Source organism: Thauera linaloolentis 47Lol = DSM 12138 (assembly GCF_000310205.1).
In the GTDB taxonomy this organism is placed as follows: domain Bacteria; phylum Pseudomonadota; class Gammaproteobacteria; order Burkholderiales; family Rhodocyclaceae; genus Thauera; species Thauera linaloolentis.
The window spans coordinates 1-18,215 of record NZ_AMXE01000075.1; the positions used below are offsets into that span (position 1 = coordinate 1).

Consider the following 18,215-nt stretch of genomic DNA (forward strand, 5'->3'; position numbering starts at 1 on the left):
CCCCCCCCCCTGAATGCCATGAGGTTGCCGGCGGCAATACGACGCCATAAAGTGCGTTTGGTCAGGCCTGTCAGCGATGCGGCGGTATTGAGGCTGATGAAGGACATGCGAATGCTCCAGGAACGGATGTCGAGCAAGGGGCGGGTCAGGCCGCGCGGTATCCGGCACGCCGTGCCTTGCGTATCTGTCCGCGAGTGTAATGGCAGACCGCCCGGGGGGAAAACAAGCGCCGGGCGCCCGGGGTGTGACCTGGGCGCTTTGTCACACCTCCCTGGGACAGGGCCGAGCGTGTCACGCCCCCGTGTCGCGGATGAGTGAGAAAGGGGCGGGCGCGTGTGTGACGGATTTAACGAAAAAATGCCTTTCCGATGCTTTTCCCGGCTGGCACGGCGGTTGCGATAGGACAGGCGGAAGGCGGCAAACACATTCGCCGCCGGACGGTTCCGCAGTTTCCAACCATGAAGGGGAAAATCATGAAAAAGGCTCAACAGGGTTTCACCCTGATCGAACTGATGATCGTCGTGGCGATCATTGGCATTCTGGCGGCTATCGCCATTCCGCAGTATCAGGATTACGTTGCTCGTTCTCAGGTTTCCCGTGTGATGAGTGAAACCGCTTCGCTGCGTACGGCGGTGGAAACTTGCCTGATGGATGGAAAAACGGACATTGGCGCTGGGGCGGATCAGTGTCAACTGGGCTGGACACAAAGCAACTTACTGGGTAATGATGAGCCCGCTGAACCTAGCGATCTTCAAGAAGGGTTGGAGGTGGTGCTGGCTGAAGATGGTGACTCTAACAGCACTATTACTGCAACTTTTGGGGCCAGCGCAGCGACTATTCTGAAAGAGAAGAAACTCGCTTGGACGCGCACTCCGACAGGCGTGTGGGGTTGCAGTACTGATGTGGCCGTAACTTATCGGCCGGCTGGTTGCAAGGCGGAACTCGGTGCAGATCCCGGTGATGATGATACTAATCCTTAACAAAGAAATTTTCCAATAGGGCGTTTGGAGATTTTCTCCCGATGAATCCGGTGTTGGCAAACCAAGGTTTGACGACACCGGATTTGACAGAGCGGGTGACGGTGTCGGGGCGCTTTTTTTTGCCGCACTGTCAATTTTCATATTCATTTTTTCCAAAAAATTGAAGCGGTAGTCAAGCAGAACAGAAATGGAGTGGTATCGTGATTAAATCCGTCATTCGGTTCTATGGTGTTCCTCCGGAGAGGCAGGAGGAGGCTGGTTTGCTTGATCAGCTCGGCGATGAAGTACAGGCTTGTTATAGCTTTTGGGTGGTGGCATCTCCTGGGCTGGCCTATAACAGTGGTACCGCTTCCATTCTTCCGATGACATCTGATTCAATTGACTTGCGTGATATCAGTAAACATCATCACGATATGTCGGGGGGAGAAGCTGCAGCCTATGTAAAGGCAATTGAATTCTTAAAGTCTCATGACTCGCTGTCTGGTCTTAGATTTTTCGAGCACAAAGAGCCGTAGTTCAGTCTGGTAAGCAATAACGGTAAGGTTGGGTGCGGAAATAGGAAACGTGTGAGCCAACTTTGGCAGATGGGTAGGGAGTGCGGTTCGATTCCGCAGGTATCGGTGTCAGTGGACGTTGCTGTGTCATTCAAATTCAGCTTTCCGGTTCATCTGGGTTTTTACATGCAGCAAAGGAGGTCGAAATGAATACATACACGTCTCGCAGTTCTGATGAAGCAAAGGAAATCAGTAAGACCGTTCGTCGTCAGTTTGTGGCATCACTGGTTGCAGCGGCGTCCTTTGCACTGGTACTCGGCCAAGGTGGCCCCTCTGCCAAAGCTGGTTCGTAGCAAACTATCCGGGCAGCACTCTGGCAAACCTCTCTTTGCCACCGCGATGCGCAAATACCTTAGGCTTCTCCTGCCGGCCCTCGTCGGCTGCGCCGCCATAGTGCTGTTCGCCCACTTCTGGATCACCGACCGCCTCGGCGTGCTTCGTCTGCTGTACCCCGCCCAGGCGTTGCTGACCCAGCCGACCCTGCAGTGTTCACCGCATGCGCCGGCCTGGATGCAAACGGCGATGCACACCGCTTTGTGGGACAACGCCTCGCCGGCCAGCCAGATCGCCTATTCCGCTCCCGACGGCAGCTTGCACCATTGCGAGCATGGCTGGCAGGACCAGCCTCTGCTGTCGCCTCGCGTCAACGAGCACAGCCGTTTCCGCTATGCGAGCATGACCAAGCTGCTGACGGCCGACGCCGTGCTGCGCCAGCGGGAGGCGGGGGCGTTGGCGCTGGACACACCGATCTTGGCCTGGCTGCCGCCCATCCCCGCGCTGCGGGACGAACGCATCGCGCGCATCACGGTGGAAGACCTGTTACGCCATAGTGCGGGTTTCGACCGCCTGCGCTCGCCGGACCCGATGGTCATCCACGCCACCCGGCCGTGGTGCCCCGGCGAGCTTGCGCAACTGGCCCGCGCCCGGCTGGATTTCGACCCTGGCACGCGCCACGCTTATTCCAACCTCAATTACTGCCTGCTCGGCGTCATCTTGGAGCAGGTCACGCATACTGGCTTCCGCGATCTGCTGGAAAGGGAATACAGCCTGGCGGCCCGGGGCATCCGCTTCGTCGACGGCCCTTATCTTGCGGACGAGGTTCGCTACGATTTCCGCAACAGCGATTTCTACGGCCCGGACTATTCGCGCCATTTCGACTTTGCCGCGCTGTCGTCCTCGGCCGGGCTGTCCGGCAGCGCCAGCGCGCTGGCCGCACTGCTGGCGGAATTGCATCGGCAGGGCAAGGGCCTGCTGACCCGTTACGACGTCGCAGCGGATTGCAGGCAGGACGCATTGCGCGACTGCTACGGCCATGCGGTGTTTCCGTACAAGGCCGGCGATGGCGATCTGCGCATCCATGTGCAGCCCGGCTTCCTGTATGCCGCTTCGTCGGTCGCCATTCTCGACGAGCGGGGCGGGGTGACGGTGTGGATCGGCAACGGCATGAAGCGCGGCGGCAGTTCCACCGACAGCATGACGCTCGCGCTCTACCGCGCCCTGGACGCGCACTATGCGCGGCTTGACGCTGAATCCGGCACCGCTCCCGTACTCGCGCCCGCCGGCGCCGATTGACGCGCCGCCATGCCCTATACCGCTTCGCTCGACGGCATCCGGGCCATCGCCGCGCTCGTCATCGTTGCCTACCATGCGCGGATTCCAGGCTTGCCGGGCGGCTTCTTCGGCGTGGATGTGTTTTTCGTACTGTCGGGCTATCTGGTCACGCGCCTGCTTGCCGAGGAGTATGCGCAAAGCGGCACCATCCGCTATCGCGCCTTCATGCAGCGCCGCATCCGCCGCCTGAGCCCTGCGCTACTGACGATGCTGGCGGCCTATCTGCTGGCCGCGCCGTGGCTGTTCGCGGAAGTGCCGTTCGCACGCCATGTGCGCGATGCGTGGTGGTCTGCGCTGTATCTGCTCAACTACGCCAGCGTCTTCGGCGAGCCGGTTGCCATTCTGGGCAATGTCTGGAGCCTGGCGGTGGAGATGCAGTTCTATCTGCTGTGGCCGCTGGTGCTGCTGATCGTACTGAAAATGCCGCGCCCCGCCGCATTGGCCGCGCTGGCGGCGCTGTACCTGCTGGCCACCGCCTGGCGAGCGGCCAGCCCGGAACACCTTGGCGATGTCTGGGCGTTCTACATCCGCACCGACACCCATTGTAGCGGCCTGCTGCTGGGCAGTTTCATCGGCCTGCTGAACCCGCCCGCACCCGCGCGCCGCACTGCGGCCTGCATGGCGATGGCGGGCATCGTGATACTGGCTTTCGCCCTGACCTTCTACAGCACGAAGTGGATCGTGACGGTGCAATACGGCTTCACCGTGGCCGAAGCCGCCGCCGCGCTGCTGGTCGTCGCCTGCCCGTCCTGGCTGGGCGGCGCCGTTTTTGCGTGGCTGGGCAGGATGTCATATGGCCTGTACCTGTGGCATTACCCGATCATGCGCGCGCTGCGCGAGCAGGGCTGGGAAAACCACGACTGGCCCGCCATCCTCGCCGTCGGAGGCACGTTGGGCTTGCTGTGCGCGGCGGCGAGCCATCATTGGGTGGAGGGGCGCTTCTACCGGCGCAGGGCGGGGTGAGTCTCCGGTCAGGCTTGGGTGTTGCCGCTGCGGATGTGGTGGGGCCTCATGGGTGGCCCGTCGCGTGCGCCGCTTGCAGGTCCACGTCTTCATACAGGGCTTCGATGGGCAGGCTCAGGCCCACGCTGTCGAAGGCCACGGTCTGGCCGGCTTCGGCGGGGTAGAGCGCCCAGTGACCGTCTACGTGGCGGCGGAACAGGTCGACGCTGAGGCGTTCGGAGTCGATCAGCACGTATTCGCGCAGCGTGGGCAGGGCCCGCCGCGCAGGTGGTTGCGCAGGGCCATCGCGACATTCAGGGTGATGGTTGCATGCGCCCTGGAGGCCCCCGCCATCGCGAATACCTCGCCGTCGAGATATTCGTGCTTTTCGGTCTGGCGGGCTTCCCAGTCGAGGTAGGCGGTGGCGTCGAAGCGGGGCGAGGGGGCGGCAAGTGGCATGGGGAAACTCCTGGGGCGCGGATGACGGCGCAAGCGCGCCGTGTGCTGTGCCATGTATTTCGATACCGTACACCATACGGTGCCTATCCGTGATCCACGCGGTACTTGATGTTGTACGGGTATCCCGTACAATGTGCTTGTGCGCACCGTGATCGAAACCCCCACGTTCCAGAAACAGGCCGAAAAACTGTGGTCTGAAGAAGAGCGGCTGGCCTTTATCGGCTGGATCGCTGAAAACCCGGATGCCGGTGACGTGATCCCCGGCGCCGACGGCGCGCGCAAGGTGCGCTGGCAGCGCGCCGGTACCGGCAAGTCAGGCGGTGCGCGGATAATCTACTTCAATATCGTCGAACACGAAGTGGTGCTGCTGGTAGCGGCCTATGCCAAGGCCGAACGTGAAAACATGTTGCCGAAGGACATTCGGAAGGTGGTGTGAAAATGAAGGACATCGATAAGATTGCCCGCGCCATCGAGGCGGATGCTGGCGAAGAACTGCCTGATCTGCGCCAGGCGCTGGCCGAGGCGCGCGTGGGCGCCGGACGCGTGACGACGCCGGCGCAGATTCTGGTGCGGCAGGCGCGGGAAAAGTCGGGGCTTACGCAGCAGGGATTTGCCGAGCGGATCGCTACCCCGGTGGCAACGTTGCGCGACTGGGAGCAAGGGCGCTTCGTGCCGCCGGGCGGCGTATTGTGCTTGCTCCGGCTGATCGTGCGGCATCCCGAACTGGCCCGGGAGCTGGAAACCGCCTGAGCGGCATGCCGGCGATACCGAGGCTGGGGGGGACGAAACGCCGCGGTCCGACGGCGGAGCCCGATCTGCCGGGTTCTTGTCAGGATGTGGGGATGTGCCCAGTTCTACGCCTTCCAAGGGTTGATGACCGTCACGCCAACCGCTTCATAAGGTGACGTGTCGCGTGATGCCACGATGAAGCCCTGTGATGCAGCAACGGCGGTGATGTAGCCGTCTGATGTCGGAAAGCCGCGCCCGCCCTGTTTGGCCGTGATGGCCAGGTCGGCATAGTGGCGTGCTGCATTTGTGTCGAACGGCAAGACCCGATCCTTGAACAGCGCAAGCAGTTCGGCCAGGGCGTGGTCGAGCATGTTCTTGCGCCTGCCCGCTGGCAGCGCGCGGATGCCAAAGAGCAATTCGGCCAGGGTGACGCTGGACAGATACAGGGTTTCTGCCGCTTGGTCGTTCAGCCAGGCCCTTACCGCCGAGTCTGGCTCCGGCTTTATCGCTTCGGAAACGATGTTGGTATCCAGAACGATCATTCGAACCTCAAGGGGTCGGCCGGCGTCTTGTCGCGTATCTGCTCAAAAATCTCGAAATCTTCATTGTTCAGCCCGAGCTCGCGGCCAATGGATGCCAATGCATCGCCCAGGCGGACACGCTGTTCGGGTTTTGCCACAGCCGCCAGAATCTCACGTACCTCCGCTTCCGTGCTGCGGCCGTGCTGGGCTGCCCGTACCCGTAAAGCGCGATGTACTTCATCCGGTACATTCCTTATGGTCAGGATTGCCATGAGTCACATCCCCCTTTGTGCTGTCTGTGACAGCAGTTTTATGGTCATGCAGTCATCCGCGCAAGCTTGTCCGGCCTCATGGGTGTTGATCTTGCGCACGGCGGGATCCGGCGTGGGACGGCGGCGCGGAGGCCGCTTCGGTCAGCAGCCAGCGTTCGAGGGCGGTCACCGCCGGCCGGCGGCTGGCGTGTTCGTGCATCACCAGGTAATAGGCTCTGGACGATGGCATGCCGATGTCGAAGGGGATGGCGAGGCTGCCTGCGCGCACGCGGTCGTCAACCAGCGGGCGCGAGGCAAGGGCCACGCCTTGTCCGGCCAGCGCGGCGGCCAGTGCCAGGGCAGCGTTGGAAAAATGCGGCCCGCGCCGTGCCGGGGTGGTATCGAGGCCCGCGCGGCGCAGCCAGGCGGCCCAGGCCGTTTCGTTGTCGCCGTCGCCGTCGGCGCCCTGCAGCGTGTCGTCGTGGATCAGCGGGCAATGGGCGAGGCCGTCCGGTGTGCGCAGGCCTTGGCCGACCAGGGCCGGGGCACACACCGGGACGAAATCCGGGGCGAAGATCGGCACCACGCGCAAGCCGGGGTAGCGGCCCTTGCCGTACAGGATCGCGACGCCGTCGCGGGTTTCGCGCGGGCCGTTGCGCAGGGCGTCGAGCAGCGCGGCTTCGCGCGGGCCGTCCACGGTGTCTGGCGTGCTGGCGAGCCGCAGTTCGATGTCGGGGTGGGCGGCCGAGAAGCGCGGCAGGCGGGGCACGAGCCAGTGGCTGGCGAAGGAGGGCGGCGCGGTGAGCACCAGCGGGCCGGCGGCGGTGCGGCGCGTGTCCTGCACCGCGGCGGCAAGGCAGTCGAAGCCCTGGCGGATGCCGGGCAGCATCGCGGCGCCCTGGTCGGTCAGTTCCAGGGCGCGCACACGGCGGTGGAACAGGGCAACGCCGAGAAAACCTTCCAGCGCCTTGATCTGCTGGCTGACGGCGGCGGGCGTGACGCAGATTTCGGCGGCGGCTTTCTTGAAGCTGAGGTGGCGTGCAGCCGCTTCGAAGGTGCGCAGCAGGGACAGGCTGGGAAGGCGGTCGGCCATGGTTCGATGGTTAAGTCGTGCTTAATCATCGAATAATAAATTCTCGTTTGTGGCAGGGCCAGCCACTGACTAGACTTCGCGCCCATAAATCGGTCACGCCGCCGGCGCCCCGCCTCTCCCTCCTCTTCCAGGCGGGGCGCCGGATACCCTTCCGTGACCTGCTTGGCGCGCCATCGTCCGCAAGGACTGGCGCGTTTCTTTTGGGCACTGCCCGCCAACAGTAGAGGGTCCATCCGATGAGTGAATCCCGCATCCACTGCGCCGCGCTGGGCGGCAAGATCATGTCGGCCGACGAGGCCGCCGCTCTCATCCCGTCCGGCGCCAATGTCGGCATGAGCGGTTTCACCGGGTCGGGTTACCCGAAGGCGATACCGGCAGCGCTGGCGCGGCGGATCGAGGTCGAGAACGCGCGCGGCAACCGCTTCCGCATCGGCGTGTGGACGGGGGCATCGACCGCGCCCGAACTGGACGGCGCGCTGGCCAAGGTGGATGGCATCGAGATGCGCCTGCCCTACCAGTCCGATCCGGTGTGCCGCGAGCGCATCAACGCGGGCGAGATGGAGTACATCGATATCCATCTGTCGCACGTCGCGCAGTTCGTGTGGTTCGGCTTCCTGGGCAAGCTCGACGTGGCGGTGGTGGAAGTGGCTGGTGTGCTGCCCGACGGCCGGCTCATACCGTCGTCGTCGGTGGGCAACAACAAGACCTGGCTGGACCAGGCCGACAAGGTCATCCTCGAAGTCAATGCGTGGCAGAGCCCCAAGCTGGAGGGCATGCACGACATCTACTACGGTACCGAGCTGCCACCCTACCGCAAGCCGATTCCGCTGGTGGCTACCGCCGACCGCATCGGCGAGCCCTATCTGCGCTGCGATCCGGACAAGGTCATCGCCGTGGTCGAGACGAACAGCCCCGACCGCAATTCGGCCTTTGCCGCGCCCGACGAGAGCTCGCGCCGCATCGCCGGCCACATCCTCGAATTCCTCCAGCACGAAGTGCGCAAGGGCCGCCTGCCGCCCAACCTGCTGCCGCTGCAGTCGGGCGTCGGCAACATCGCCAACGCGGTGATGGCCGGGCTCAACGAAGGGCCGTTCGAGAATCTCTCCGCCTATACCGAGGTGCTGCAGGACGGCATGCTGGACATGATCAGGTCGGGCAAGCTCGCGCATGCCTCGGCAACCGCCTTCTCGCTCAGCAACGAGGCGCTGGCCGAACTCAACGCCAACCTGGATTTCTACCGCGAGCGCATCGTGCTGCGGCCGCAGGAGATCAGCAATCATCCCGAGGTGATCCGCCGCCTGGGCGTGATCGCGATGAACGGCATGATCGAGGCCGACATCTACGGCAACGTCAATTCCACCCACATCATGGGCTCGAAGATCATGAACGGCATCGGCGGCTCGGGCGACTTCGCGCGCAATGCCTACCTGTCTATCTTCATGACGCCGTCGCAGGCCAAGGACGGCGCGCTGTCGTGCATCGTGCCGATGGTCTCGCACGTCGACCACACCGAGCACGACGTCCAGGTGCTGGTGACCGAGCAGGGGCTGGCCGATCTGCGCGGCCTGTCGCCGCGCCAGCGCGCGAAGGTGGTCATCGACAACTGCGCCCATCCGGATTTCCGCCCGGCGCTGCGCGACTACTTCGCGCGGGCGCTGGAGCAGGCGCCGGGCCGCCATACGCCGCATCTGCTGGGCGAAGTGTTCGACTGGCATCTGCGCGCGCTGCGCGGCGAGCGGATGTAAAGCACTGCAAACCCGGGACGGCGATATGCGCAAGGACGGAGGGATGCTCTACCATTCGCATCTCCCCGTCTCAAGTTCGCTGAAGTCCGTCCCATGCCCCGAGCCGCACGCCGCCTTCTCTTCGCCGCCCTTTCCGGCCTGCTGGCCGCGGGGTGCGCCACGCCACCGCCCGCGGTGTATCAGTCGGAATCCTTCCAGCGCGAGACGCCTTTTGTCACCTGGAGCACGCGCGAGCCCGCCGATGCCTGCGAACTGGGCAAGCGCGCCTTGTTGAGCCAGGGCTACCGGCTCGACGGTTCGGATACGGTGCGCGTCAGGGGAGAAAAGCTCTTCCAGCCCCGGCCGGACGAGGGTGTCACGCTCAACATCACGCTGGTGTGCCTGCCGAGCAACGTCGGCGCGGTGATCTACGCCAATGCGCTGCAGACGCGCTATGCATTGAAGTCGGCGTCGACCAGTACCGGGGTCAGCGTGGCCGGCATCGGCTCCATCTCGCTGCCGTGGTCGGCGGACAAGGAGGCGCTGGTCAAGATCGGCGAGGAAACGGTCACCGACCCGGGCTTCTATCGCCGGCTGTTCGCGCTCGTCGAGGTGCTGGACGGCACGCGCGTCGATAGCGTCGACCTCTACAGCGGTGGTGTCGAGCGCTGACCGCGCGCGGCCTGCCACGCCGCCGGCCCGCCGTGTTTGGGGTCGTGCGGAATGTGGCCTATAATCGCGCCCTTCTTTCCCGCACCGTCCGCCTGCCATGAATGTCTTCCGCCCCGACGAGTCCGCGCCCGCGTCCCACGACGCGGGCCGCCGCGTGGGCCGCAGACGGGCCGTTCCATCATTCCAGCGCGGGCTCATGCTCGCGCTGTCATTCAAGGTGACAGGGTCTCCCGCCGTGCTTTCCCAGGCCGTGCGGGGCCGGAACCGGGACTGATCCCAGGCCACCCCGCACGGCACCTTGCCCAGGGCACGCCCAGCGCGCGTCCTGATCAACGTGCAGCCAGTGCGGGGAGGCCGGATTTCTTTCCCTCCGCCTCCCGATTCCGGGCTTTGTCCGGACTACGGACACATTCGAACGGGACACTTCCCGCCCAGGCTGCAATCATGATGCCGCGCGATGCGCGGCGAGGAACTTGCACATGGGTGATGTCATGGTTCTCACAAGAAGCTTCGTCCGCGCGAAGCGCCCCTGCACCGATGGATTCCGCTGGTTCGTGCGTCAGTTCGGCGAAGGCGGCAATTACCAGGAACTGCTCGACACGATGGTGGCGGCAGGGCGCGTCGGCGACGCATGCTGGCTCCTGGAGCAGTTCGGTCCCACCGGCGAAGTGCGCGTCGTCGATGCAATCGATGCCGAGGCGATCGTGTTCGCGGGCACGCTGGAGGTGCGCAGCAATGTCGACGTCGAGGGCAAGGTGCACGTCGGCGGCGATCTGCGGGTGGGGGGCGGGGTACGTGCCGGCGGCGAACTGATCGTCGGCGGCGACCTGCGGGCCGAGGGCGGCGTGCGGGCCGAAGGCCGCGCCTGGGTCGGCGGCGACCTGCGCGTAGGCTGGGGCGTCGAGGCGCTCGCAGACCTGCATTGCGTGGGCGAAGCCCGCATCGGCTGGGATTTGCGCTGCAGCGGGCGGGTGCGCCTGGACGGCAATGCCAGCATCGGCGCCGATCTGCACAGCGAAGGGGATGTGCGCTGCCGCAAGGGCCTGCAGGCCGGCGGCGACATCACGGTGGCGGCGAATCTCCGGGCCGGCCAGGGTATTGCCGCGGGCGGTTCGATCCGGGGGGCCATGCATCTGGAGGCGGGCTGGGGCATCAAGGCCGGCGGGCTGATCTGCGCGGAGGCGGCCATCCGCGCCGGAGAAAGCCTACAGGCGGGCGAGGGAATCCGCGCCGGTGCCGGATACGGCGTGTTCGCCGGGCTGGACGTGCAGGTCGAGTCCTGGGAAAGCAGCGCCCGCGTCAGCGCGCCGGTCAAGCCCGACAGCCTGATGAGCGGCTGGTGGGCCGGCCCGGCGGCGTGCTGAGGGAGAGCCGGACATGACCACGCTGGCGCTTTCGCCCCGTGCCTCGGGCGCTTTTCCGCAACCGCCGCCCGCGCGCGCCCTGCGCGGACTCGTCATCGCCTGGACCGAACGCCTGCGACGGGCCACCGCGATGGAGCTTCGCATCGACGTGCAGCGTCCGCACGAAGACATCGAGGCCGAACTCGATACCCTGCACGGGCGGCTTCATTCCGCCGCCGACCCACTGAGCGCCTGTACGCGCCTGTCCGCCTTCGAGGCGCGCTTTCCCGGCCTGGTCTTCCATTATCGCGAGGCCGATGGCGAGCACTACATCTATGTCGAGGACGTCGTCCATGGACGCCTCGCCGGCTATACCGTCTTCAACCGCCTGATCGAGGTCGATCGCCGCACCGACCGCCATGTGAGGGCGCCCCATTCCAAGTACGCGTCGGCCTACCAGAGGCGGGGAATCGCCACCGCCGTCTATGAGTGGGCGCTCGGCCAGGGCATCTGCCTCGTCAGCGGCGCGCGCCAGTCGGTCGGCGCGCATGCCCTGTGGCGTGCGCTGGGCCGCCGCCATACGCTGGGCTATGTCGCGATTCAAGGCAAGCGCATGCACGACCTCGGCACCGAACCCGCCCCGGCTTTGCGCGAGGACCTGAACACGCGCTTGATTTTGCTCGGCAGGGGGTGGAGCCTGGAGCGCCTGCAGGCGCAGGGGCTGTTGTTGCGGGCCGAGCTGCGGCCCGCCAACGAACGCCTGCTGCGAAGGGCCTGAGCGAATGCGGGCGCAGGTCCTGCCAGGCCGGGGCCCCGGCCTACGCGCTTATGCGTCGGCGGCGCCGTCTCCCGCTTCGTCGGCGTGTTCCTTGCGCAGGTCGCGATAGACGGCGGCGCGCATGATCATCATCGCCACCACCGGCGCGGTCATCAGCACGAAGACGCTGATCAGCAGTTCGTGTATCACAAGCCTGGACTGCGCGACGGTGAAATACACCATCGACGCGATCAGGATGCAGCCTGCGCCGAGCGTGACGGTGATCGCCGGGCCGTGGATGCGCTGGTAGAACGTGCCCAGCCGCAGCAGGCCCAGGGCACCGGTGAGGGCGACGAGCCCGCCGAGCACGAGCAGGAAGGCGACGGACAGCGCGGCCCACCAGGGCAGGGTTTCGGCGATGTTCATTCGATCACCTCGCCGCGCATCAGGAACTTCGCCAGCGCGATCGTCGACACGAAGCCGAGCAGCGCGATCATCAGCGCCGCCTCGAAGTAGATCTGGCTGCCGTGCCGGATGCCCAGCATCAGGGCAAGCAGCATCGTGCACATCCAGAGCGTGTCGAGGGCCAGCACGCGGTCCTGCGCGGAAGGCCCGATCAGCAGGCGCAGGGTGCACAGGATCATCGCCAGGACCACGCACACGAGTGCAAAGATGATTGCTGCGGACAGCACGCTCGCGCTTGTCACGTTCCTTCCCCCTGTTTCGGATGCCTGGGTTGTTCGAACACCTCGATGATCGGTTGCTCGTAGTGGGATTTGATGGTGTCGATCCACCATTGCTCGTCATGCAGGTCGAACACGTGGAGCAGCAGCTCATGGGTGTCGGGCAGGATCTCCACCCATACGGTGCCGGGCGTCGAGTTGATCAGGCATGACAGCAATGCCAGGCCGTGCGGGCTGTGCAGATCGAGCGGCACGCGGATGAACTGCGAATTCACGCCCTCCGACCTGCGGAACAGAATGATCTGGCTGACGTTGAAGCACGAGCGCACGATCTCGATCAGGGACAGCCACAGCAGGCGGAACAGGGCCAGCGGCCGCGCGATGTGCGCGTACCCGTGGGGCTGCAGCGGGCGCGCGAGCATCGGCGCGGCGATGCCGAGCACGCCGCCCAGCAGCCAGTGGGCGGGCTCCACGCTCTGGTTGAGCATCAGCCACATCAGCAGCAGGCAGATCGAGAGAATCGGGGAGGGCAGCCAGCGTTTCATCGTTCGAGCCCCCGTTGCGGCGAGCGCATCACCGGGGGTTCGCCCAGCACGCGTTCGCTGTACGTGGTGACCTGCGCCAGCCCCGCCACGGTGCGGTCCAGGTAGTCGAACACGGTGCCGGCCTGCAGCGTCAGCATCACGCACAGCGCGACCAGCGCCGTCACCGGCGCGGCCTCCGAGAACTGCAGCCTGGGCGGCGCGATGTCGCCCGAGGCCCAGAAGATGCGCACCCCCAGCCGCATCAGGGCGATGATCGCCGCCAGGCCGCCGACGATGACCAGCGCGATGAAGCCCCAGGTCAGGCCGGGCACCTTGCCTTCGGTCGGCGACACTTCGAGCAGCGCATGGAACAGGCTGAACTTGGCGACGAAGCCCGACAGCGGCGGCATGCCGCTGATGACCAGCGCGCAGGCGGCGAAGCTCAGGCCGAGGAAGGCCAGCGTGCCGGGGATGCCCTGGCCGACCGGGTCTTCCGGCTTGTCCTCGATCGCGAATGCTTCCATGGTGATCGCGATCAGCGCCGCGCCGGGGGGGCGGATGCGCTCGGTCAGTTCGACCAGCAGCATGAAGGCCGCCATCGCCAGCGTTGAGCCCAGCAGGTAGTACAGGCCGGAGGCGAGCACCGGCCCGCCCGCCTGGCCGATGACCGCGAGCAGTGTGCCGGACGAGATGATCGCGCCGTAGCCCGCCATACGCCCGCCGTCCTGGCTGGCCAGCATGCCGATCGCGCCGAAAAACAGCGTGGCCATGCCGCCGATCGTCAGGGCGGTGAAGCCGAAGCCGGCGAGCGCGCCGGCGTCGTTGCCGAACACGGCCAGCCATACCCGCAGCACCGCATACACGCCGACCTTGGTCATCAGCACCAGCATCGCCGCCACCGGCGCCGAGGCGGATGCGTAGGTGCCGGGCAGCCAGAAGCCCAGCGGCCACATCGCGCCCTTGGTCAGGAAGGCCAGCCCGAGCACGCACACGCCGATGCTCAGCAGCCAGGTGTCCTCGTTGCCGAGCAGGGCGACGCGCGCGCCCAGGTCGGTGAGGTTGAGGGTGCCGCTCGCCGCGTAGATCAGGGCGACGCCGATCAGGAACATGAAGGACGCGACCAGGTTGATGGCGATGTACTGCATGCCCGCGCGAATGCGGTGCAGGTTGTAGCCATGCAGCACCAGGCCGTAGGACGCTGCCAGCATGACCTCGAAGAAGACGAAGAGGTTGAACAGGTCGTTGGTCAGGAAGGCGCCGTTCAGCCCCATCAGCAGGAACTGGAACAGGGTATGGAACTGGATGCCCACCCGGTCCCAGCGCCGTGCCGAGAACACCAGCACGGCAAGCGCGATGGTGGCGGTGAGCAGCAGCATCAGGGCCGTCAGCCGGTCGACCAGCAGCGCAATGCCGAAGGGCGCGGCCCAATTGGAGGCAAGATAGACGCCGATGCCGTCCGGCCAGTAGCCGCCGTCGGCCATCGCCAGCAGGACGGCGGCCAGCACCCACAGCAGGATGGTGCTGGTCACGCTGCAGGCGAATTTCAGCGAATAGCGGCTCTGCTTGACCGGGATCAGCAGCGCGCCGGCCAGCAAGGGCAGCAGCACCGGCAGGACGATGAAGTGTTGCAGGAAGGGCAGGTCGTTCATTCGCGCGGCTCCTTGCCGTCCACATGGTCGCTTCCGGTCAGGCCGCGGGCGCCGATCATGATCACGAGATAGAGCGCGGTGGTTGCAAAGCCGATCACGATGGCGGTCAGGACCAGGCCCTGCGGCAGCGGATCGGCAAACTGCGCGGGATCGATGGCGGGGCTCAGGGTGATGGGCGGCCGGTCGACCGACAGCCGGCCCATGGCGAAGATGAAGATATTGACCGCGTAGGACATCAGCAGCAGGCCCGTGATGAGCTGGAAGGTTCGGGGGCGGAGGATCAGCCAGATGCCCGATCCGAACATCACGCCGACGGCGAGGGCGATGACGATTTCCATTACAGCATCCCTCCGTTGGCGGCCGGAAGGCCGGCATCCGCGGCCTGTTCGCCCGGCTTCTTGTGCGCGCGCAGCGATTGGTGCGCCAGTGCGACGAGCATCAGCATCGTCGTTCCGACGACGACCGCGAACACGCCGAGGTCGAACAGGAAGGCGCTGGGCATGTGCAGTTCGCCCAGCAGCGGGAGGTCGAGGTGCGCGGTGTGGGTCGTCAGGAAGGGATGGCCGAAGGCCCAGGCGCCGAGGCCGGTGGCGCATGCCAGGAGCAGGCCGAAGCCCAGCCAGCGGTGCGGCCTGAGGGTAATATGGGTCTCCACCCAGGTCGCGCCCGCGAGCATGTATTGGACGAGGATGGCGACCGCGAAGATGAGGCCGGCGACGAAGCCGCCGCCGGGCAGGTTGTGCCCGCGCATGAAGAAATACACCGAGATCACGCCCATGAAGGGCAGCAGCAGGCGCAGGTAGATGCCGGCCACGAGCAGATAGCCGCTGTCGGCCTGCTCGGCGGGGGATTGCCTGCTTGCCGGGTCGAAAGCGTGGCGCTGCTGGGGCGGCATCTCCGCGCTGTCCGGCGCGGGGCGGAAGCGGCGCAGCAGGGCATAGACGGTGAGCGCCACGATCGCCAGGACGGTCACCTCGCCCAGGGTGTCGAAACTGCGGAAATCCACCAGCAGCACGTTCACCACGTTGCTGCCGCCGCCGCCGCTCAAGGCGTTGTACAGGAAGAAGTCGGCGATCGTGTCCGAGGCGGGATGCACCAGCACCGCATAGGTCAGCGCCGCCAGGGCGAGGCCGCCGGCCACCGCGACGATCATGTGCAGCGTGCGCCGGATCCAGACCGTACGGGAAACGGTCAACTGCAGCTCGGACGCCTCGATGCGCGGCGGAAGCCAGCGCAGGCCGAGCAGGATCAGCACGGTGGTGACGGTCTCGACCATCAACTGGGTCAGTGCGAGGTCGGGGGCCGACAGCCACAGGAAGGTCGCCGCCGTCACGATGCCGGTGCCCCCGACCAGCACGAGCGCGGTCAGGCGGTGGTACTTCGCCATCCACGCGCCTGCGATCGCGCAGGCGCCGCCGATGAGCCACACGCCGGCGAACAGCGGGTCGAAGCCTTCCAGCGGCAGAATCGTCCATTCCGGCGGCGCGCCGGCGAGCAGCAAGGGCAGCGTCAGCAAGGCCAGCATCATCAGAAACAACTGGGGCTGAAGCTTGGCTGTGCCCAGGCGGCGCAGCAGCCATTCGGCCGCGCGGGTCAGGGATTGCATCGCGGTCTCGTAGGCCTGCGCGCCGTTGAAGTGGCTGAGCAGCGGCGCGCGCGTGCGCTCGCGTAGGTTGAAGCGCCAGCGCAGCACGGCGTACAGGGCGATGCCGCCGAGCAGCGCGATCACGCTCATCAGCAGGGGCAGGTTCCAGCCGTGCCAGGTCGCCAGGTCGTAGTGCGGCGTCTGCTCGCGCAGGCTCGCGCTCACCGCCAGGTCGAGGACCGGCCCGATGCTGATCGCCGGCACCATGCCGACCACCAGGCAGGTCAGCACCAGCAGTTCGACCGGAAAGCGCATCCAGCGTGGTGGTTCGTGTGGATCGCGCGGCAGCTCGCCGGCCGGTTTGCCGAAGAAGATCGAGATGAAACGCAGCGAATAGGCCACGCTGAACATGCCCATTGCGATCGCGGCCGTCGACATCCACCAGTTGCGGTCGCCGCCGACGTGCAGGGTCTCGGCGAAGAACATCTCCTTCGACAGGAAGCCGTTGAGCAGCGGCACGCCGGCCATCGCCGCGCTGGCGACGATGGCCAGCGTGGCGGTGATCGGCAGCTTCTGGCGCAAGCCACCCAGAATGCGCATGTCGCGCGTGCCGGTTTCGTGGTCGATGATGCCCGCGGCCATGAACAGCGAGGCCTTGAAGGTGGCGTGGTTGAGGATGTGGAAGATCGCCGCGACCATCGCCAGCGGTGTGCCGATGCCGATCAGCACGGTGATCAGGCCGAGGTGGCTGATCGTCGAATACGCCAGCAGGCCCTTGAGATCATGCTGGAAGATGGCGATGAAGGCACCGATCAGCAGCGTGCACACGCCGGCGCCGGCGATGATCCACGTCCATTCCGGCGTGCCCGACAGGGCCGGCCACAAGCGCACCAGCAGGAAGACGCCGGCTTTCACCATCGTCGCCGAGTGCAGGTAGGACGATACCGGCGTGGGGGCGGCCATCGCATGTGGCAGCCAGAAATGGAAGGGGAACTGGGCGCTCTTGGTGAGCGCGCCGAGGGCGATGAGCACCAGCGCGGTCAGGTACAGGTCGTCGGCGCGGATGAGGTCGCCCGCCGCAAGGACGATGTCCAGGTCGTAGCTGCCGACAATGTGCCCCAGCACGAGCACGCCGGCGAGCAGACAGAGGCCGCCGGTCGCGGTGACGGTGAAGGCCATGCGGGCGCCGCGCCGCGCATCGGCGCGATGGTGCCAGTAGCCGATCAGCAGGAAGGAGGTCAGGCTGGTCAGCTCCCAGAACACCACCAGTTGGACCAGGTTGCCGGACAGCACGACGCCCAGCATCGAGCCCATGAAGGCGAGCAGGAAGGAGAAGAAGCGGGGTACCGGGTCGTCCGGCGACATGTAGTAGCGCGCATACAGCACGACCAGCAGGCCGATGGCGAGGACCAGCAGGATGAATACCCAGGCCAAACCGTCCATGCGCAGCAGGAAGTGCAGCCCCTGGGCGGGCAGCCAGGCGAACTCCTCGCGCAGGACCGTTCCCTCCGAGATCGCCGGATAGAGCGAGGCGACGACGACGAGCCCGTAGACCGCCACGCCCGCAGCGAGCCACGACTCGCGATTGCGGGCGTCCTGTGGCATCAATGCGGCGATGAGGCTGGCGATGAAGGGGACGAAAACGAGGGAGGCGAGCAGCATCGGGCCGTGGCGGAAGGCAGGGGGGACGGATCGCAAAAGATACCACAGCAAATCCCGCGCCAAGACGTGATCGATCGACGAAAATTCCTTCTTTTTGCGGGCATTGGCCTCCGTTGCATGAGTGATGGGCGTGCCGTCCCGTGGCCGTCGGTGCGAACCGGTGCCGGGGGCGGCTCCGTCCCGCATCGCGGGGTGCCGGGCGATGGGGGCGCCGGCCGGATTGCTCCAACTGACTCGATGAATGGAGCAATTGTTCAGTACTGACATGCTCCAAGTGTGTCGGCGCATGCGGCAGGCAATCGGATTTCGCGGTAACTGATTGACGGTAAATGAGGTTCCTTGCCTGGCACGCGCCATGCTGGATGGCTTGCGTGGCGATCGACGCCCGACGACATCGACAAGAGGAGACACCCGATGCTTTACGCACACCCTGGCCATTCTGGCGCGCCGATCCAGTACAAGGCGAAGTACGACAA

The 18,215-nt window shown here is 65.6% G+C and carries 21 protein-coding genes; 10 read left to right on the plus strand and 11 right to left on the minus strand.

Annotation, left to right across the window (positions count from 1 at the left end):
* The first annotated feature begins 473 nt into the window (after positions 1–473).
* From C666_RS19930 to C666_RS15315, 4 genes are all read left to right on the plus strand, one after another.
* Positions 474–980, plus strand: coding sequence for a pilin (locus C666_RS19930; protein WP_004342579.1), 507 nt, complete (start codon positions 474–476; stop codon positions 978–980).
* A 200-nt stretch (positions 981–1,180) separates the two neighbouring features.
* Complete coding sequence (locus tag C666_RS20590; RefSeq protein ID WP_154666260.1) at positions 1,181–1,495, plus strand: hypothetical protein; 315 nt, start codon at positions 1,181–1,183, stop codon at positions 1,493–1,495.
* A gap of 378 nt (positions 1,496–1,873) precedes the next feature.
* Complete coding sequence (locus C666_RS15310; RefSeq protein WP_004342581.1) at positions 1,874–3,106, plus strand: serine hydrolase domain-containing protein; 1,233 nt, start codon at positions 1,874–1,876, stop codon at positions 3,104–3,106.
* A gap of 9 nt (positions 3,107–3,115) precedes the next feature.
* On the plus strand, positions 3,116–4,108 hold the full coding sequence (locus C666_RS15315) for an acyltransferase family protein (protein WP_004342583.1): 993 nt from the start codon (positions 3,116–3,118) through the stop codon (positions 4,106–4,108).
* A gap of 46 nt (positions 4,109–4,154) precedes the next feature.
* On the opposite strand, the gene C666_RS20990 is transcribed toward C666_RS15315, so the two are convergent.
* Together C666_RS20990 and C666_RS20995 are read right to left on the minus strand one after the other, a co-directional pair.
* Positions 4,155–4,340, minus strand: a complete 186-nt coding sequence (locus C666_RS20990) for a hypothetical protein (RefSeq protein WP_004342585.1) — start codon at positions 4,338–4,340, stop codon at positions 4,155–4,157.
* Positions 4,334–4,546: a Uma2 family endonuclease gene (locus C666_RS20995; protein WP_004342587.1), complete on the minus strand. Its 213-nt coding sequence runs from the start codon at positions 4,544–4,546 to the stop codon at positions 4,334–4,336. Before C666_RS20995 ends, C666_RS20990 begins: the two co-directional genes overlap by 7 nt.
* A gap of 148 nt (positions 4,547–4,694) precedes the next feature.
* Here C666_RS20995 and C666_RS15325 point away from each other — a divergent pair, with 148 nt between their 5' ends.
* A complete protein-coding gene (locus C666_RS15325) occupies positions 4,695–4,982 on the plus strand; it encodes a DNA-binding protein (protein WP_245603960.1) in 288 nt (95 codons plus the stop codon).
* A 2-nt stretch (positions 4,983–4,984) separates the two neighbouring features.
* Entirely contained in the window at positions 4,985–5,296 is a 312-nt protein-coding gene (locus C666_RS15330; protein ID WP_004342591.1) for a helix-turn-helix domain-containing protein, read from the plus strand.
* 104 nt (positions 5,297–5,400) lie between these two features.
* Here C666_RS15330 and C666_RS15335 read toward each other — a convergent pair whose 3' ends face one another.
* The 3 genes from C666_RS15335 to gcvA form a co-directional block, all read right to left on the minus strand.
* Positions 5,401–5,817, minus strand: coding sequence for a type II toxin-antitoxin system VapC family toxin (locus C666_RS15335; protein WP_004342593.1), 417 nt, complete (start codon positions 5,815–5,817; stop codon positions 5,401–5,403).
* Positions 5,814–6,068: a FitA-like ribbon-helix-helix domain-containing protein gene (locus C666_RS15340; protein WP_028792446.1), complete on the minus strand. Its 255-nt coding sequence runs from the start codon at positions 6,066–6,068 to the stop codon at positions 5,814–5,816. Before C666_RS15340 ends, C666_RS15335 begins: the two co-directional genes overlap by 4 nt.
* A gap of 76 nt (positions 6,069–6,144) precedes the next feature.
* A complete protein-coding gene (gene gcvA / locus C666_RS15345; protein ID WP_004342597.1) occupies positions 6,145–7,140 on the minus strand; it encodes a transcriptional regulator GcvA in 996 nt (331 codons plus the stop codon).
* A 236-nt stretch (positions 7,141–7,376) separates the two neighbouring features.
* On the opposite strand from gcvA, the gene scpC reads away from it, so the two are divergent.
* The 4 genes from scpC (at position 7,377) to C666_RS15365 (ending at position 11,657) form a co-directional block, all read left to right on the plus strand.
* Positions 7,377–8,885, plus strand: a complete 1,509-nt coding sequence (gene scpC, locus C666_RS15350) for a succinyl-CoA:acetate CoA-transferase ScpC (RefSeq protein WP_004342600.1) — start codon at positions 7,377–7,379, stop codon at positions 8,883–8,885.
* Between the two features lie 93 nt (positions 8,886–8,978).
* Positions 8,979–9,536: a DUF2242 domain-containing protein gene (locus C666_RS15355; RefSeq protein ID WP_004342602.1), complete on the plus strand. Its 558-nt coding sequence runs from the start codon at positions 8,979–8,981 to the stop codon at positions 9,534–9,536.
* A 491-nt stretch (positions 9,537–10,027) separates the two neighbouring features.
* On the plus strand, positions 10,028–10,900 hold the full coding sequence (locus tag C666_RS15360) for a hypothetical protein (RefSeq protein WP_028792445.1): 873 nt from the start codon (positions 10,028–10,030) through the stop codon (positions 10,898–10,900).
* Between the two features lie 13 nt (positions 10,901–10,913).
* Positions 10,914–11,657: a hypothetical protein gene (locus C666_RS15365; protein WP_004342607.1), complete on the plus strand. Its 744-nt coding sequence runs from the start codon at positions 10,914–10,916 to the stop codon at positions 11,655–11,657.
* 48 nt (positions 11,658–11,705) lie between these two features.
* Here C666_RS15365 and mnhG read toward each other — a convergent pair whose 3' ends face one another.
* The 6 genes from mnhG to C666_RS15395 are packed head-to-tail and all read right to left on the minus strand — an operon-like array spanning position 11,706 to position 17,739.
* Entirely contained in the window at positions 11,706–12,062 is a 357-nt protein-coding gene (gene mnhG / locus C666_RS15370; protein WP_004342608.1) for a monovalent cation/H(+) antiporter subunit G, read from the minus strand.
* Positions 12,059–12,343: a K+/H+ antiporter subunit F gene (locus C666_RS15375; RefSeq protein WP_028792444.1), complete on the minus strand. Its 285-nt coding sequence runs from the start codon at positions 12,341–12,343 to the stop codon at positions 12,059–12,061. The genes mnhG and C666_RS15375 overlap by 4 nt, the downstream gene beginning before the upstream one ends.
* A complete protein-coding gene (locus C666_RS15380) occupies positions 12,340–12,864 on the minus strand; it encodes a Na+/H+ antiporter subunit E (protein ID WP_004342614.1) in 525 nt (174 codons plus the stop codon). The genes C666_RS15375 and C666_RS15380 overlap by 4 nt, the downstream gene beginning before the upstream one ends.
* Complete coding sequence (locus C666_RS15385) at positions 12,861–14,492, minus strand: monovalent cation/H+ antiporter subunit D (RefSeq protein WP_004342618.1); 1,632 nt, start codon at positions 14,490–14,492, stop codon at positions 12,861–12,863. Before C666_RS15385 ends, C666_RS15380 begins: the two co-directional genes overlap by 4 nt.
* Positions 14,489–14,830 carry a Na+/H+ antiporter subunit C gene (locus tag C666_RS15390; RefSeq protein WP_004342620.1) on the minus strand — a complete coding sequence of 114 codons (342 nt, stop codon included), beginning with the start codon at positions 14,828–14,830 and terminating at the stop codon, positions 14,489–14,491. Before C666_RS15390 ends, C666_RS15385 begins: the two co-directional genes overlap by 4 nt.
* Positions 14,830–17,739, minus strand: a complete 2,910-nt coding sequence (locus tag C666_RS15395) for a monovalent cation/H+ antiporter subunit A (protein WP_004342623.1) — start codon at positions 17,737–17,739, stop codon at positions 14,830–14,832. Before C666_RS15395 ends, C666_RS15390 begins: the two co-directional genes overlap by 1 nt.
* Positions 17,740–18,215: the final 476 nt, after the last annotated feature.

Excerpts from the sequence above, each read along its gene's own strand:
- C666_RS15390 (WP_004342620.1), bottom strand. The coding sequence starts at position 14,830 with ATGGAAATCGTCATCGCCCTCGCCGTCGGCGTGATGTTCGGATCGGGC.
- C666_RS15340 (WP_028792446.1), bottom strand. The coding sequence starts at position 6,068 with ATGGCAATCCTGACCATAAGGAATGTACCGGATGAAGTACATCGCGCT.
- C666_RS15310 (WP_004342581.1), top strand. The coding sequence starts at position 1,874 with ATGCGCAAATACCTTAGGCTTCTCCTGCCGGCCCTCGTCGGCTGCGCC.
- C666_RS15330 (WP_004342591.1), top strand. The coding sequence starts at position 4,985 with ATGAAGGACATCGATAAGATTGCCCGCGCCATCGAGGCGGATGCTGGC.
- C666_RS15395 (WP_004342623.1), bottom strand. The coding sequence starts at position 17,739 with ATGCTGCTCGCCTCCCTCGTTTTCGTCCCCTTCATCGCCAGCCTCATC.
- gcvA (WP_004342597.1), bottom strand. The coding sequence starts at position 7,140 with ATGGCCGACCGCCTTCCCAGCCTGTCCCTGCTGCGCACCTTCGAAGCG.
- C666_RS15385 (WP_004342618.1), bottom strand. The coding sequence starts at position 14,492 with ATGAACGACCTGCCCTTCCTGCAACACTTCATCGTCCTGCCGGTGCTG.
- C666_RS15355 (WP_004342602.1), top strand. The coding sequence starts at position 8,979 with ATGCCCCGAGCCGCACGCCGCCTTCTCTTCGCCGCCCTTTCCGGCCTG.
- C666_RS15315 (WP_004342583.1), top strand. The coding sequence starts at position 3,116 with ATGCCCTATACCGCTTCGCTCGACGGCATCCGGGCCATCGCCGCGCTC.
- C666_RS15335 (WP_004342593.1), bottom strand. The coding sequence starts at position 5,817 with ATGATCGTTCTGGATACCAACATCGTTTCCGAAGCGATAAAGCCGGAG.
- C666_RS15380 (WP_004342614.1), bottom strand. The coding sequence starts at position 12,864 with ATGAAACGCTGGCTGCCCTCCCCGATTCTCTCGATCTGCCTGCTGCTG.
- C666_RS20995 (WP_004342587.1), bottom strand. The coding sequence starts at position 4,546 with ATGCCACTTGCCGCCCCCTCGCCCCGCTTCGACGCCACCGCCTACCTC.
- mnhG (WP_004342608.1), bottom strand. The coding sequence starts at position 12,062 with ATGAACATCGCCGAAACCCTGCCCTGGTGGGCCGCGCTGTCCGTCGCC.
- C666_RS19930 (WP_004342579.1), top strand. The coding sequence starts at position 474 with ATGAAAAAGGCTCAACAGGGTTTCACCCTGATCGAACTGATGATCGTC.
- scpC (WP_004342600.1), top strand. The coding sequence starts at position 7,377 with ATGAGTGAATCCCGCATCCACTGCGCCGCGCTGGGCGGCAAGATCATG.
- C666_RS15360 (WP_028792445.1), top strand. The coding sequence starts at position 10,028 with ATGGTTCTCACAAGAAGCTTCGTCCGCGCGAAGCGCCCCTGCACCGAT.
- C666_RS15365 (WP_004342607.1), top strand. The coding sequence starts at position 10,914 with ATGACCACGCTGGCGCTTTCGCCCCGTGCCTCGGGCGCTTTTCCGCAA.